Annotated in this window: 15 protein-coding genes; 9 read left to right on the top strand and 6 right to left on the bottom strand. The window is 62.2% G+C overall.

The genetic code is table 11. From position 1 onward, the window contains the following. The first annotated feature begins 28 nt into the window (after positions 1-28). The 4 genes from HU749_RS07475 to HU749_RS07460 are packed head-to-tail and all read left to right on the top strand — an operon-like array spanning position 29 to position 2,460. On the top strand, positions 29-334 hold the full coding sequence (locus HU749_RS07475; protein ID WP_046065433.1) for a BufA1 family periplasmic bufferin-type metallophore: 306 nt from the start codon (positions 29-31) through the stop codon (positions 332-334). Between the two features lie 25 nt (positions 335-359). Continuing rightward, positions 360-1,229 (top strand): MNIO family bufferin maturase, encoded by an 870-nt coding sequence (gene bufB, locus HU749_RS07470; protein WP_095963396.1) that lies wholly within the window; start codon positions 360-362, stop codon positions 1,227-1,229. Continuing rightward, complete coding sequence (locus HU749_RS07465) at positions 1,226-1,984, top strand: HvfC/BufC N-terminal domain-containing protein (protein ID WP_186651932.1); 759 nt, start codon at positions 1,226-1,228, stop codon at positions 1,982-1,984. Before bufB ends, HU749_RS07465 begins: the two co-directional genes overlap by 4 nt. Further along, positions 1,981-2,460 carry a DoxX family protein gene (locus HU749_RS07460; RefSeq protein ID WP_046065436.1) on the top strand — a complete coding sequence of 160 codons (480 nt, stop codon included), beginning with the start codon at positions 1,981-1,983 and terminating at the stop codon, positions 2,458-2,460. Before HU749_RS07465 ends, HU749_RS07460 begins: the two co-directional genes overlap by 4 nt. Positions 2,461-2,582: 122 nt before the next feature. On the opposite strand, the gene HU749_RS07455 is transcribed toward HU749_RS07460, so the two are convergent. Then, positions 2,583-3,497 (bottom strand): LysR family transcriptional regulator, encoded by a 915-nt coding sequence (locus tag HU749_RS07455; RefSeq protein WP_046065437.1) that lies wholly within the window; start codon positions 3,495-3,497, stop codon positions 2,583-2,585. A 104-nt stretch (positions 3,498-3,601) separates the two neighbouring features. Here HU749_RS07455 and HU749_RS07450 point away from each other — a divergent pair, with 104 nt between their 5' ends. The 3 genes from HU749_RS07450 (at position 3,602) to HU749_RS07440 (ending at position 6,624) form a co-directional block, all read left to right on the top strand. Then, positions 3,602-4,201 carry a short chain dehydrogenase gene (locus HU749_RS07450; RefSeq protein WP_186651934.1) on the top strand — a complete coding sequence of 200 codons (600 nt, stop codon included), beginning with the start codon at positions 3,602-3,604 and terminating at the stop codon, positions 4,199-4,201. 61 nt (positions 4,202-4,262) lie between these two features. Next, the gene (locus tag HU749_RS07445; RefSeq protein ID WP_186651936.1) at positions 4,263-4,937 is read left to right on the top strand and encodes a COG3650 family protein; all 675 of its coding nucleotides are present in this window, start codon (positions 4,263-4,265) and stop codon (positions 4,935-4,937) included. 73 nt (positions 4,938-5,010) lie between these two features. Beyond that, positions 5,011-6,624, top strand: a complete 1,614-nt coding sequence (locus HU749_RS07440) for an NAD(P)/FAD-dependent oxidoreductase (RefSeq protein ID WP_046065438.1) — start codon at positions 5,011-5,013, stop codon at positions 6,622-6,624. Between the two features lie 150 nt (positions 6,625-6,774). On the opposite strand, the gene HU749_RS07435 is transcribed toward HU749_RS07440, so the two are convergent. Further along, the gene (locus tag HU749_RS07435; protein ID WP_014336880.1) at positions 6,775-7,869 is read right to left on the bottom strand and encodes a PLP-dependent cysteine synthase family protein; all 1,095 of its coding nucleotides are present in this window, start codon (positions 7,867-7,869) and stop codon (positions 6,775-6,777) included. A 268-nt stretch (positions 7,870-8,137) separates the two neighbouring features. Between HU749_RS07435 and nhaA the strand changes: the two genes are divergently transcribed. After that, complete coding sequence (gene nhaA / locus HU749_RS07430) at positions 8,138-9,325, top strand: Na+/H+ antiporter NhaA (protein ID WP_079303669.1); 1,188 nt, start codon at positions 8,138-8,140, stop codon at positions 9,323-9,325. Positions 9,326-9,700: 375 nt separating this feature from the next. Here the strand turns inward: nhaA and HU749_RS07425 are convergent, their stop codons facing one another. Beyond that, positions 9,701-10,165, bottom strand: coding sequence for an outer membrane lipoprotein (locus tag HU749_RS07425; RefSeq protein ID WP_003184697.1), 465 nt, complete (start codon positions 10,163-10,165; stop codon positions 9,701-9,703). A gap of 171 nt (positions 10,166-10,336) precedes the next feature. Here HU749_RS07425 and HU749_RS07420 point away from each other — a divergent pair, with 171 nt between their 5' ends. Continuing rightward, the gene (locus HU749_RS07420) at positions 10,337-10,621 is read left to right on the top strand and encodes a hypothetical protein (protein WP_046065440.1); all 285 of its coding nucleotides are present in this window, start codon (positions 10,337-10,339) and stop codon (positions 10,619-10,621) included. Here the strand turns inward: HU749_RS07420 and pdxH are convergent. The 3 genes from pdxH to HU749_RS07405 all read right to left on the bottom strand — a co-directional run bounded on the left by pdxH (position 10,569) and on the right by HU749_RS07405 (position 13,617). Further along, the gene (gene pdxH / locus HU749_RS07415; protein ID WP_046065441.1) at positions 10,569-11,216 is read right to left on the bottom strand and encodes a pyridoxamine 5'-phosphate oxidase; all 648 of its coding nucleotides are present in this window, start codon (positions 11,214-11,216) and stop codon (positions 10,569-10,571) included. The two genes, HU749_RS07420 and pdxH, sit on opposite strands and share 53 nt — an antisense overlap. A 24-nt stretch (positions 11,217-11,240) precedes the next feature. Next, positions 11,241-12,353, bottom strand: coding sequence for an OmpA family protein (locus HU749_RS07410; protein ID WP_186651646.1), 1,113 nt, complete (start codon positions 12,351-12,353; stop codon positions 11,241-11,243). Between the two features lie 118 nt (positions 12,354-12,471). After that, positions 12,472-13,617, bottom strand: coding sequence for a serine hydrolase domain-containing protein (locus HU749_RS07405; protein WP_186651648.1), 1,146 nt, complete (start codon positions 13,615-13,617; stop codon positions 12,472-12,474). Between the last annotated feature and the right edge of the window lie 170 nt (positions 13,618-13,787).

Below are 13,787 nucleotides of genomic sequence, written 5' to 3'. Positions count from 1 at the left end.
CATTTCCCTGAATGACTGGAGAATCATCATGACTGCTTCGACCCGCACCCTGTCCGCCACAGCCCTGATCCTGGCCCTGGGTTCTGCCCTGAGCATGACAGCCGTCTCGACCGTCCACGCAGCCGACGACACCATGGAGAAATGCTTCGGCATTGCCCTCAAAGGCAAGAACGACTGCGCCGCCGGTGCCGGCACCACCTGCGCCGGTACGGCAAAAATGGACTATCAGGGCAACGCCTGGAAATCGGTACCCAAAGGCACTTGCACCACCATGGAAAGCAAAACCTCCCCGACTGGTTTCGGCCAGCTCGAAGCGTTCAAAGCCAAGTCCTGATCGCATCTGCCTGAGGCCCGCCACCATGTTGAATCCCCCCTCCCTCGCCACTGATAACCGGCTGCCGCCAAGGGCAGGGTTGGGGCTCAAGAGCGAGCATTTTCGTGAGGCGCTCCAGACCCGACCGGATCTGGGCTTTTTCGAAGTGCACGCGGAAAACTACATGGTCGCCGGCGGGCCGCTTCATCACTTCCTGGGGCGGATACGCGAACAGTATCCGCTGTCGCTACACGGCGTCGGCCTGTCGATCGGTGGGGAGGGGCCGCTGGATGTCGCGCATTTGCAGCGCCTGGCCGCATTGGTCGAACGCTATCAGCCCCAATCCTTTTCCGAACACCTGGCCTGGTCCAGCCACGGCCCGGTGTTCCTCAATGACCTGCTCCCCCTGGCCTACGACGAAGCGACCCTCGACCGGGTCTGCGAACACGTCGACCAGGTACAGTCCAGCCTCAAACGTACGCTGTTGCTGGAAAACCCGGCCACCTACCTGGCGTTCGAGGCCTCGACCCTCGACGAGCCCCTCTTCATCAGCGAAGTGATCCGGCGCACCGGCTGCGGCCTGCTGCTGGATGTGAACAACGTCTACGTTTCGTGCGTCAACCACTGCCGCGATCCACTGGCCTACCTCGACGCCCTGCCCCTGCAAGCGACCGGTGAAATTCACCTGGCCGGCTTTGCCGAGGACACCGACAGCCTCGGCGCACGCCTGCTGATAGACAACCACGGCGCGCCCATCGACAACGACGTCTGGCAACTGTATCTCCAGGTACTGGAGCGGACCGGGCCGGTAGCCACGCTGATCGAGCGCGACAACCACATCCCTCCCTGGGGGGTGCTACTGGCCGAGGCGCGCCAGGCCGATCAACTTTTAGCCACCGCCGGAGCCCGGCCATGAGCGGCCAGCACGCATTCGCCGCCGCCCTGCTCGACCCGCGCAAGGCATGTCCACCCGGCGTGGTCAGCGCCAATGGCGCCGACCCGCAGAGCCGCTTCGCGGTGTACCGCAACAACGTGCTCAGCTCATTGATCAACGCCTTGGCCGACAACTACCCGGTGGTGGTGCAACTGGTGGGCGAGGAGTTTTTCCGAGGCATGGCCGGGGTCTACGTCCAGTCGGCACCGCCGCGAAGCCCGGTGATGAGCGACTACGGGGATGATTTTGCCGAGTTCGTCGAGCAATTCGAACCCGCCGCCTGTGTGCCGTACCTGGCGGACGTCGCCCGCCTGGAGCGACTGCACGTGCAAGCCTGGCATGCCGCCGACGCCGAGCCCATGGCGCAAGAACCCATCGTCGAGGCGCTGTCATCTCCCACGCTGACAAGGCACCTGAAGATCGGTCTTCACCCGTCACTGCGGCTGCTGCAATCGCCCTTCGCCGTGGTGACGATCTGGGCCGCCCATCAGCACGAGACGCCCGTGCCGTTCGAAGCCTTTGCTGCGCAAAACGCCTTGGTGCTGCGCCACGGTCTCGACGTGGAAGTGTTTGCGATCAGTCACGCGGCCCATGGGTTCATCACGGCCCTGCAACAGGGGGTGTCCCTGAGCGCTGCCATTGAAGCCTCGATCGATCTCGACCTTGAACACACCCTGGCCGGGCTCATCCGCCACCAGGCCATCACCCACCTCCTGGCTGAAGAGATATCCCCATGAACGCCCTGATTGCCGGTTCCATCCAATGGCTGGAAAAAATCCCCCACAGCCTGATCGCCTTCATCGCGCGCTTCTCGATTGCCGCAGTGTTCTGGAAATCCGGCCAGACCAAAATCGAAGGCCTGGCCATCGACCTGTTCGACGGCACTTTCCAGATCGGCCTGCCGCGGCTGGCGGACTCGACCATTCCCCTGTTCAAAAGCGAATACGCCCTGCCGCTGCTGTCGCCGGAACTGGCCGCGTACCTGGCGGCCGCTGCTGAGCACGTGTTCCCGGTGCTGATCCTGCTTGGCCTGGCGACACGTTTTTCAGCGCTGGCCTTGCTGGGCATGACAATGACCATCCAGCTGTTCGTCTACCCGGACGCCTACCCGACCCATGGCACCTGGGCGGCGGTCTTGCTCTACCTGATGGCCCGTGGGCCGGGGGTGTTGTCCATCGACCACCTGATTGCCAAGCGTTACGCCCACGACTGAACACAGATCCCCTGTGGGAGCGAGCTTGCTCGCGATAGCGGCGGGTCAGCTTGTACAAATGCCGGATGTGCCACCGCCTTCGCGAGCAAGCTCGCTCCCACAGGGACTGGCCGATGACCGGGCTATCGCTGCAGCCGATCCAACGCCTCGCCGCTGCGCTTGAACCAGTCGATCAAGTAGTCGGCGAGCACCTGGGTGCGCTTGGGCAATCCACCCTGATACGGGTGCACCAGGTACATCGGCATGCGCCGGGTCTGGTAGTCGCGCAGCAGCCAGTGCAGGCGTCCATCGGCCAACTCTTCATGCAGCAAATACGACGGCAGCCGGGCGATTCCGGCGCCGGCCAGGGCGGCTTTTTTCAACAGGCTGTAGTGGTTGCTGGCGAACGGCCCCGAGACTCGGACCCGCAGCAGCTCGTGTTGCTGGTGGTAAAGCCATTCTTCCCGGCCGCTGTAGTGGCTGTTGAGCAGGCAGCGATGTTCGACCAGGGCCTGGGGCGTCTCGGGTTCGCCATAGTGTTCAAGGTAGGCCGGGCTGGCGCAGGTCATTTCGTGCCACGCCAGCAATGGCCGGGCCACCAGCCGCTCATCGATAGCGGCGTCGGAGCGGATCGCCAGGTCGAAACCATCGCGGGTCAGGTCGCGGTAACCGTTGTTGAGCTCCAGTTCGATCTGTACGTGGGGATACGTACGAGCGAACTCCATCAGCAAGCCCTCGAAGAACGTTTCACCCAACGAAACCGGAACCGTCATACGCACCGGTCCAGAAATATCGTCCTTCAAACGCGCCAATGCCTGACGTGCCCGTTCCACCTGCACCAACAGCGCCTGGGCCTGGGGCAACAACGCCGCCCCTGCCGCCGTAAGGCTCAAGCGCCGCGTGGTGCGTTGCAGCAACACCACCGAAAACCGGCTCTCCAACAGGCTGATGCGCTTGGACAACTGGCCCTTGCTGCACCCCAACTGCTGGGCCGCCAGGGTGAAGCTGCCGGCCTCCATCAACACGGCAAACGCCGCCAGGTCATCCATTTCGCTCATTGGATTGTTTCCAATTGAAAACCAAAGGTTGCCTATTAGCATGATTATCAATGGAAAGAACCTCTCTAGACTGAAAACTCATTCAACCCATTGAGGAACAGCTCATGAAAATCCTGTTGATCGGCGCCAACGGCACCATCGGTTCAGCCGTTGATAACGAACTGTCGCCCCGCCACGAAATCGTGCGGATCGGCCGCCACAGCGGTGAATTGCAGGTGGATATCAGCGACAGCGCCTCGATTCGCGCCCTGTTCGCAAAGACCGGCCGTTTTGATGCCCTGGTTTGCGCCGCCGGCAATGTCACCTTTGCGCCCCTGGCCGACATGAGCGAAGACAGCTTTGCCCTGGGTTTGAAAGACAAGCTGATGGGCCAAGTCAACCTGCTGCTGATCGGTCGTGAATTCGCCAACGACGGCGCGTCCTTCACCTTCACCACCGGCGTACTCAGCCACGATCCGATCAAGAGCGGTGCGTCGGCGGCCCTGGTCAACGGTGCCCTGGACAGTTTCGTGCGCGCCGCGGCAATCGAGTTGCCACGGGGCTTGCGGGTCAACTCGGTGAGCCCGAACGTGTTGCTGGAAGCCATGGACAAGTACGCCCCGTACTTTCGCGGCTACAAACCAGTCCCGGCCATCGATGTCGCATTGGCCTACGCCAAGAGTGTCGAAGGCCTGCAAACCGGTCAGACCTTTCACGTGGGCTAACACCCCTTGTGATGCAGGATCAGTCTGAGTAACGTGGCGGCACTTGTCTGGAGACCCAATGATGCGTGCCGCCCGCTCCCTGCTATTTGTCGCCCTCCTGCCGCTCTTCAGCGGCTGCCAATTGCTCGACGCCCCTCGTCAGAGTGCCTCCCACGCCGGCCAGACGCGCATGCAGGGCGAGCTCACGGCGGCCGATGGCAAACTGGTGTTCCAGCCGTGCCAGGAACAGCGCCGCTACATCGTCAACGACAGCGGTGGCACCAGCGTGCTGCAACAGGCCGCCAGCCTGGCCGATGACCAAGGCAAGCTATTTGCCGATGTGCGCGGTCGTATCGTCTCCAGCGCAGCGGCCGGCACCGACAGCCAGTTGGACCTGGAGCAGTTGTACCGCCTGGAACGCTCGGGCAGCGCTTGCGATGACGGCAACTTCAAACTGCTGGTCTTGCGTGCCGCCGGTCATGGCCCGGAGTGGAACCTCAAGGCCAGCGGCAAGGGCATGGTGCTTGAGCGTGAAGGCCAGCCGACGCTGGCGGTGCCCTTCCTTGAAGAACAACTGGGCGACGGCCGCTTCAACCTCAGCACCGAAGCCAACGGCCAGAAGGTCGAACTGTGGGTGGCCGGCCAGCGCTGCGTCGACAGCGTCACCGGCAGCGTGCAACACATGAGCGCCGAACTGCGGGTCAACGGTCAGGTCCAGCGCGGCTGCGCCTACTTCGGTGGTGCGCGCAACGACTGATTCACAGCTTTTGGCTTATAATCGCCGGTTCACGCCCTGGTGCAGTTGTGCATCCCGCGAACCGGATCCCACCATGTTACGAATCACCGAACTCAAGCTGCCGATCGACCACCCCGAAGAAGACCTGCGCCCTGCCATCGTGCAGCGCCTGGGCATCGCCAGCGATGACCTGCTCGACTTCACCTTGTTCAAGCGCAGCTACGATGCGCGCAAGAAATCCTCCGAACTGTGCTTCATCTACACCATCGACCTGACGGTGCGCGACGAAGCCAGCCTGCTGCGCAAGTTCGCCGATGACCGTAACGTCAACGAGGCGCCGGATGTCAGCTACAAAGTGGTGGGCCAGGCACCGGCTGACCTGAGCGAGCGGCCAATCGTGGTCGGCTTCGGCCCGTGCGGGATCTTCGCCGCCCTGTTGCTGGCGCAGATGGGCTTCAAGCCGATCATCCTCGAGCGTGGCCCGGAAGTGCGCCAGCGCACCAAGGACACCTGGGGCCTGTGGCGCAAAAGCGTGCTCAACCCCGAATCCAACGTGCAATTTGGTGAAGGCGGCGCCGGGACGTTTTCCGACGGCAAGCTCTACAGCCAGATCAAGGATCCGAAATTCCTTGGCCGCAAGGTTTTGCACGAATTCGTCAAGGCCGGGGCGCCGGAAGAAATCCTCTACGTCAGCAAGCCGCACATTGGCACGTTCCGTCTGACCGGTGTGGTGGAAACCATGCGTGAGCAGATTCGCGCCCTGGGTGGCGAAGTGCGCTTCCAGCAGCGGGTCACCGATGTGCTGATCGAGGACGGCCAACTGGTCGGCGTCGAACTGGCCAGCGGCGAACGGATTCATTCGAAACATGTGATCCTGGCCCTGGGCCACAGCGCCCGGGACACCTTCCGCATGCTCCACAGCCGCGGCGTGTACATGGAAGCCAAGCCGTTCTCGGTGGGTTTCCGTATCGAACACCCGCAATCGCTGATCGACAGCGCACGCCTGGGCAAGTACGCCGGCCACCCGAAACTCGGCGCTGCCGACTACAAACTGGTGCACCACGCCAAGAATGGTCGTTCGGTGTACAGCTTCTGCATGTGCCCGGGCGGCACCGTGGTGGCCGCGACGTCCGAGCCGAACCGTGTCGTGACCAACGGCATGAGCCAGTATTCGCGCAACGAGCGCAACGCCAACTCCGGCATTGTCGTCGGCATTACCCCGGAAGTGGATTATCCGGGCGGCCCGCTGGCCGGGATCGAGCTGCAAGAGCGCCTGGAATCCCACGCGTACATACTCGGTGGCAGTAACTACGAGGCCCCGGCGCAACTGGTGGGTGATTTCATCGCCGGCAAGCCATCTACGGCACTGGGCAGCGTGGAACCTTCCTACAAGCCAGGGGTGTCGCTGGGCGACCTGGCCTTGGCCCTGCCGGACTTCGCCATCGAAGCCATCCGCGAAGCCCTGCCGGCGTTCGAGAAACAGATTCGCGGTTACTCGCTGCACGACGCCGTGCTGACCGGCATCGAAACCCGCACCTCATCGCCCCTGCGCATTACCCGCAACGAATCGCTGCAGAGCCTGAACGTCAAGGGCCTGTTCCCGGCCGGTGAAGGTGCCGGTTATGCCGGCGGAATCCTGTCGGCGGGCGTGGACGGAATCCGGATTGCCGAGGCGGTGGCTCGGGATATCCTCGGCCTCGAGGCCTGAAGGGCCAATGACTCAGCCTAAGTAGACAGCATGACCCTGTGGGAGCGAGCTTGCTCGCGATGGCGGCCTGGCATTGAACACCGATGTCGACTGATCCACCGCTATCGCGAGCAAGCTCGCTCCCACAAGGGATCTCAGGGTTTTCAAGATTTAGATATTGGCCCGCAACACACTCTCCGGCAGCGCCTCGCCCCGCTCCACACTGGCCGCCACGACGTCCATCAATCCGCTCAACTCATACCCCTGGGCCTTGAGCCACGCCGGGTCGTAATAGGTCGTGGCGTAGCGCTCGCCACCGTCGCACAAAATCGCCACGATCGACCCCGACTCACCCGCATCCACCATCTGCCGGGCCGCCATGAGGGCGCCGATCAGGTTGGTGCCGCTGGACCCGCCAACCCGTCGTCCCAAGCGCTGGGCCAGGTAATGCATGGCCGCCAGCGACAAGGCGTCCGGGACCTTGACCATCGCATCGATGACTTTCGGCAAGAACGACGCTTCGACCCGGGGCCGGCCGATCCCCTCGATGCGAGAACCGCAATCCAGGCGCAGGCTGGCATCGCCGCTGCGGTAGTAGTCGAAGAACACTGAACGCTCGGCGTCGGCACACAGCACGCGGGTGCCGTGCTGGCGATAACGCACATAGCGCCCCAGGGTGGCGGTGGTGCCGCCGGTGCCGGGACTGGAAATCAGCCAAGTGGGCTCTGGATGCTGCTCGAAACGCATCTGCTGGAAGATCGATTCGGCAATGTTGTTATTAGCCCGCCAGTCCGTGGCGCGCTCGGCGTAGGTGAATTGGTCGATGAAATGCCCGTCATGCTCGCGGGCCAGGCGCTCGGATTCGGCGTAGATCTGCGTAGGATCGTCCACCAGGTGGCTCTGGCCGCCATAGAAAGCGATCTGTGCGATTTTCTCCCGGGAGGTGGTCGCCGGCATCACCGCAATGAACGGCAGGCCCAGCAACCTGGCGAAGTAGGCCTCGGAAATCGCTGTCGAGCCGCTGGAGGCCTCGATCACCGGCGCACCGGGCTTGAGCCAGCCATTACACAACGCATAGAGAAACAGCGAACGCGCCAGCCGATGCTTGAGGCTGCCGGTGGGATGGCTGGATTCATCCTTGAAATACAGTTCGATGCCCGGCAGGCCAGGCAGCGGCAGCGGAATCAGGTGGGTATCGGCGCTGCGCTGGAAGTCAGCCTCGATGATGCGGATCGCTTCGCGCGCCCACTGACGGTGGTCGTTCATGGTGTTTTCTCACTGGCTCGATTCGACGCTGGGAAACCTGGTGGTCATGCAGGCGCAACTTGGTCTCGGAAAAACCAGTCGCAAGCTTAGGAAAAAACCTACATCACGCACAGGTACAGCTAAGGTCCAATATGGCCCATAACTGCCCGACTGCGTGGCGCTGGCGTTGTAACGACATATAACAAAAAAGAATATAACTTTTGTTTTAACAACTAACAGTACGGGTTAGGGTGTGCCATCTTTTTGATTCAATGAATGGAGAGCGATCGTGGCTCTACGCAATTCTCTGACACGTTTTTTCCAACTGGAGGCTGCCAGCGGCCTGCTGCTGATCGCCGCCGCCGTGTTGGCCCTGGCCATCAATAACTCGCCTCTTTCCTGGCTGTACAACGGCCTGCTGGACACGCCGGTGGTCGCCCAGGTCGGCGCGTTGAAGATCGCCAAACCCTTGTTGCTGTGGATCAACGACGGCCTGATGGCGATGTTCTTCCTGCTCATCGGCCTCGAGGTCAAGCGTGAGGTCCTCGATGGGCAACTGTCGAAACCCTCGCAAATCGTCTTGCCGGGCGCGGCAGCGATCGGCGGCATGGTGGTGCCGGCCCTGATCTACTGGTTCCTCAACCGCGACAATCCGGCCGCCCTCGCTGGCTGGGCGATTCCGACGGCCACCGACATTGCATTCGCCCTCGGCGTGCTGGCCTTGCTCGGCAAACGGGTGCCGGTGTCGCTCAAGCTGTTCCTGATGACCCTGGCGATCATCGACGACCTGGGCGCCATTATCATCATCGCGATCTTTTACTCCGGCGCCCTGTCGACCTTGTCGCTTATGCTGGCAGCCGCCTGCATCGCTGCGCTGGTGGCGATGAACCGGATGGGCGTGGTCAAGCTCGGGCCCTATATGGTCATTGGCCTGATCCTCTGGGTCTGCGTACTCAAGAGCGGTGTCCATGCCACGCTGGCCGGCGTGACCCTGGCGTTCTGCATCCCGCTGCGCACGAAAAACGCCGAGACTTCGCCGCTGCTGACCCTGGAGCATGCCCTGCATCCCTGGGTGGCCTATGGCATCCTGCCGCTGTTCGCCTTCGCCAATGCCGGCCTGTCCCTGAGTGGCATCACTGTCGAGAGTTTCACCCATGACGTGCCGATGGGCATCGCCATTGGCCTGCTGCTGGGCAAGACCGTCGGCGTCTTCGGCCTGACCTGGCTGGCCGTGAAGATCGGCATCGCCAGCCTGCCCCTTGGCGCCAACTGGGGCCAGGTATTGGGTGTGGCGATCTTGTGCGGTATCGGGTTCACCATGAGCCTGTTCGTCGGCTCCCTCGCGTTCGAGCCGGGTGTGAGTGACTACGCGGGCATGGACCGGATGGGGATTCTCACTGGTTCGATCCTGGCGGCGTTGCTCGGTTATGCGGTGACGGCGGCGGCCAGTCGCAAGCAGCCTGCATTGCCAAGCTGATTCCTGGCTGCCGGATAGATCAGGAGGGGGGTGTATATCCATTTTTTCGGTAACGGCTGCTGGCGGTTCCGCTCTTACAGCGGGTCACTTTTGGAAGAGCGCCAAAAGTAACCAAAAGCGCTTTGCCCCACCACTCGGTGCCTCGCTCAGGCTCGGCACCGAGTGGTGGGGCAAGAGCGTTTTGCTTACTTTTGACTGGGCCGGCTTCCGGGCTTTTCAAAAGTGAGCCGCCGTCAGGGCGGAACCCTAAGTGGCCGTTACCGCAGCAACGGATATGTACCCAATCCAATCCAATCCAATCCAATCCAACCCCAAAAGAAAACGGCGCTTTCCATTCCCGGAATAAGCGCCGTTTTTTCTCTTACCTAACCAAGCTTAGTGCGATACGCGACTCGTACCATCCACAGTGGAAATACGAACCCGCTCACCCACACGGAATACCTCGTTCTCCTGAACCTGCTGCACATAGGCACGCATGCTACCGTCATCTTCACGAACGGTGATTTCCACACCCTGGGTACGGGTCAGACCTTCTTCAGTAGCAGAACCGATCAGGCCACCGGCCACCGCGCCGATCACAGCGGCGACGATGCTGCCACGGCCACCACCGATAGCGCTGCCGCCGACACCACCGACCACCGCACCGGCCGCACCGCCGATCGGGGTCTTGGTGCCTTCGATCTTGACCGGACGCAAGGATTCGATGGTCCCCATGCGAATCGTCTGCACGCGACGCGCTTCGTCACGGGAGTAGGAGTCACCGGTCAGGCTCGACTGACAGCCAGTGAGCAACATCGCCATCGTGGAAAAGGAAGCAACCAGCAAAACAGACTTACGCATAGCATCAAACTCCAAAAGACAGGGATTCATTAAACTCCGCAGCTTGACGCCTGTCACGGCCTCGCCGGGATAAAATTGTTTTCATTCAGGTGGGATACAGGCGCACCCGAAAAATTCACCAAACAGTAGCGCCAATTTCCGAAACCTGCGTCATCAACCCGGGGATTTTTCATGGATTATTTCATCATCGTCGCGGTCACCGTGGCCGGTTTGTACTTCCACTGGTGGCTGTACGTACGAATCAAACGCTGGATGGACCGCGACCTGGCGCTGTCCCTGGCGGGGCAGGATGAGCAGAAAAAGACCTACATGCTGCAACAATTGGCCCGCGCCCGGGAGCAAGGGGTCAAGCGCCGGGACTTGCCGCAATGGCTTAAAACCGCTGCGGCAGGTTACCCCGAAGTTAAGGCGCCAGACGCTCGCGCGTCCAGTTCGCCCCTTGCAGGCGGTAGTTGAGGCGATCGTGCAGGCGGCTCGGACGGCCCTGCCAGAACTCGATGCGCTCGGGCAGCAAACGATAACCGCCCCAATGCTCCGGGCAGTGCGGTTGGCTGTCGCTGAAGCGTTGTTCGGTGGCCTTGAGCAAGTCGTCCAGCTCTGCGCGCCCCGAAATCACTCGGCTCTGGGGTGAGGCCCAGGCGCCGAGACGGCTACCCAGCGGGCGAACCTGGTAATAGGCGTCCGACTCCTGCGCCGTGACCTTCACCACTTTGCCCTCGATCCGCACCTGGCGCTCCAGGGCTGGCCAGAAAAACGTCATGGCCGCGAATGGGTTCGCGGCCAGTTGCTGGCCCTTGGCGCTGTCGTAGTTGGTGAAGAACGTGAAGCCCAGGGCATCCAGCCCCTTGAGCAGCAGGATCCGGCAGTGCGGGCGCCCTTCTGCATCCACCGTCGCCAGGGTCATGGCGTTGGCCTCCACAGGCGCCTGCTCGGTTTTCACCGCGTCGGCGAACCAGTGGTGGAACAGTGCAAACGGCTCGGCCGGGGCTTGTGCCTCGGTCAAGCCATCGCGGGTGTAATCGCGGCGCATATCAGCCAGCGGTTGGGTCATGGCGCATTCCTTGTGGTTAGCCCATCACTGCTTGGGGGTATCGGCGGCCGCGACTTTCTTGGTATCCGTGGCGGCTTTGGCCGGTTGGGTTTTCTTCGCCGCAGTAGTGGCCTTGGCGGGGGCTTTCTTGGCAGGCGCCTTGGCCACGGCTTTTTTGGCCGGTGCTTTTTTGCTGGTCGGGGTCACGGCTTTTTTAGCCGCAGGCGCTGGAGCCGGGGCTGCGGGTTTCACGTCCTGGGCCGCCACCAGCGTCACTGGCGCAGGTGCCGGCATGTTGTATTTGCTCAGCAGCGCAACCATGGTGTTGGCCGGCGTGACCAGCAGTTCCACACGACGGTTCAAAGCACGACCTTCCACACTGTCGTTGGCCGCACGTGGTGCCACTGCGCCCATGCCGCGCAGCATCAGGCGATCACGTTGCAGGCCGCTGAGACGGAAAATCGCCGCCACGGACTGGGCACGCTCCTGGCTGAGTTTCAGGTTCGCGGGTGCGGCGCCCGAGGTGTCGGCGTGGCCGAGGATCAGCACGGCGGTCTTCGGGTCGGCTTCAAGGATCTTCGCCACACGGGTGAACGGGCCGAGGGTCACCGGCAGCAGCATGGCCGGGCGGTCCGGGTTGAAGGAGCCGTCCACCGGCGCGGTGACCACCAGCACGTTGTCGCGGCGCTCGAGTTGGAGCTTGCTGTCCTGGATGGCGGTGCGCAGCTTCGGCTCGTAGTCGTCGAGCCAGGCCTGGGTGACTTTCGGATCGGGCATCGGCACCGCCTTGGCGGTTTCCTGATCCTTGCCGCCAAACGGCCACCACCACTTGCCGTTGCTTTCGGCTTCGGCCTTGGCAACGGCCGGTGCCTTGGCTTCGGGCTTGTCTTGAGGCTTGACGGTTTCTTTCTTCGCGACGTCGGCAGCGTCATCGGAAGAGAACGGCCACCACCAGTTCGTGGCGCTCTCGGCCTTGGCTTGCGGGGCGCCGACGGCCGGTTTCAGAGGCGCCGCTGGCGCCGTTTCCTTGGCCACTACCTTGTCGGAAGAGCCGAACGACCACCAGCTACCGCCGCCCTCGGCATCATTTTGTGGGGTTTGTGCGCAACCGGTGATAGCGAAGCACAGCGCCAGAGCGAGGGTTTTATTCGATGACATTGGATATCCACAAAATGATGTAAATGGAAAAACAAAGGCCATGTTTTGGCCGCATAAACAGACGCTTGGAAACTGAAAAGGACACGAGGTTCCGGTGCCCGCCGCCTTCAATGGCGCTTTATAGACAAGTGGCAAGTACCCTCGCAAGGTTCTGCGCGCGCGGGTCCATTAATACGTAAGGCCCGAGCGTGTTGGTCACGAAGCCAAAAGCCACATCATGTTCCGGGTCAGCAAACCCCATGGAGCCCCCGGCCCCCGGATGACCGAACGTCCGTGGGCCGAGGCCGTAGGTCGCATTCGGCACATCCGGCTGGTCGAGCATGCAACCCAGGCCGAAACGGGTCTGGGTCAACAACGTCTTGTCCTCGCCGAAGCTGTGCTGGCGAGTCAGTTCGTCGAGCATTTCACCTTCCAGCAGGCTGCCGTCCAGCAGCCCCGCATAGAACCCGGCCAGACTGCGGGCGTTACCGTGGCCGTTGGCCGCCGGTTGCTGCATGCGCCGCCATTCCGGCTTGTTGGTACTGGTCATGATCGACGGCGGATTGGTAAAGGCCCGGGTGGTCATGGCCGTGGGTTCGCGCATCGTCACCTGCAGCAGGTGTTGGGCTGCGGCATCGCCGACGTTGCCTTTGCCACGGGCGATATGGGCCACGCGATGAAACTCCTCGTCAGCCAGGCCAACGTGAAAATCCAGGCCCAACGGCTTGGCAATACGGGCCACGATGGACTCCCCCGGGCCACGCCCATCGGCCCTGCGCAGCAGCTCGCCGATCAGCCAGCCATAGGTGATCGCGGCATAACCGTGGCCCTCGCCCGGCGACCACCAAGGGGCTTCGGCGGCCAGGGCATCGACCATGGCTTGCCAGTCATAAAGCGCTTCGGGCGGCAATAAATCATGCAATGCCGGGAGCCCGGCCTGATGGCAGAGCAATTGGCGCAAGGTGATGGATTGCTTGCCGGCGGCGGCAAACTCGGGCCAATAGCGGGCTACCGGGGCATCCAGCTGCAACTTGCCTTCGGCCACCAGTTGCAGGGCGGTGACGGCGGTGAAGGTCTTGGTGCAGGAAAACAGGTTGGCGATGGTGTCGCTGTGCCAGGCTTCATGGCCATCCTTGTCGGCAGTACCGGCCCACAGATCGATCACCGTGCGACCACCCACCTGGATGCACAACGCCGAGCCGCGCTCCTGGGGATTATCGAACAGTGCCGCGAACGCTTCACGCACCGCCTCGAACTGAAGTTCATAATGGCCTTGAATCTGCACCCGTAACTCCCTTGAAACAAACACTTTTAAGGTGGCTGGCATTGTTTCAGCCATTCAGGCTTTTGGGAACCGCCGCAAGACGGCTGGCTAAGCATGCCCCCGTGGCAAGAAGAACCTGTGGGAGCAAGGCTTGCCCGCGATGAGGTCTGTGAGGTCTTTCTGAGACCGAG

Origin of the sequence: Pseudomonas ogarae (genome assembly GCF_014268695.2) — a bacterium.
Classification (GTDB): domain Bacteria; phylum Pseudomonadota; class Gammaproteobacteria; order Pseudomonadales; family Pseudomonadaceae; genus Aquipseudomonas; species Aquipseudomonas kilonensis.
This window is presented reverse-complemented; position numbering and strand designations above follow the sequence as displayed.

Excerpts from the sequence above, each read along its gene's own strand:
- HU749_RS07475 (WP_046065433.1), top strand. The coding sequence starts at position 29 with ATGACTGCTTCGACCCGCACCCTGTCCGCCACAGCCCTGATCCTGGCC.
- bufB (WP_095963396.1), top strand. The coding sequence starts at position 360 with ATGTTGAATCCCCCCTCCCTCGCCACTGATAACCGGCTGCCGCCAAGG.
- HU749_RS07465 (WP_186651932.1), top strand. The coding sequence starts at position 1,226 with ATGAGCGGCCAGCACGCATTCGCCGCCGCCCTGCTCGACCCGCGCAAG.
- HU749_RS07460 (WP_046065436.1), top strand. The coding sequence starts at position 1,981 with ATGAACGCCCTGATTGCCGGTTCCATCCAATGGCTGGAAAAAATCCCC.
- HU749_RS07455 (WP_046065437.1), bottom strand. The coding sequence starts at position 3,497 with ATGAGCGAAATGGATGACCTGGCGGCGTTTGCCGTGTTGATGGAGGCC.
- HU749_RS07450 (WP_186651934.1), top strand. The coding sequence starts at position 3,602 with ATGAAAATCCTGTTGATCGGCGCCAACGGCACCATCGGTTCAGCCGTT.
- HU749_RS07445 (WP_186651936.1), top strand. The coding sequence starts at position 4,263 with ATGCGTGCCGCCCGCTCCCTGCTATTTGTCGCCCTCCTGCCGCTCTTC.
- HU749_RS07440 (WP_046065438.1), top strand. The coding sequence starts at position 5,011 with ATGTTACGAATCACCGAACTCAAGCTGCCGATCGACCACCCCGAAGAA.
- HU749_RS07435 (WP_014336880.1), bottom strand. The coding sequence starts at position 7,869 with ATGAACGACCACCGTCAGTGGGCGCGCGAAGCGATCCGCATCATCGAG.
- HU749_RS07425 (WP_003184697.1), bottom strand. The coding sequence starts at position 10,165 with ATGCGTAAGTCTGTTTTGCTGGTTGCTTCCTTTTCCACGATGGCGATG.
- HU749_RS07420 (WP_046065440.1), top strand. The coding sequence starts at position 10,337 with ATGGATTATTTCATCATCGTCGCGGTCACCGTGGCCGGTTTGTACTTC.
- pdxH (WP_046065441.1), bottom strand. The coding sequence starts at position 11,216 with ATGACCCAACCGCTGGCTGATATGCGCCGCGATTACACCCGCGATGGC.
- HU749_RS07410 (WP_186651646.1), bottom strand. The coding sequence starts at position 12,353 with ATGTCATCGAATAAAACCCTCGCTCTGGCGCTGTGCTTCGCTATCACC.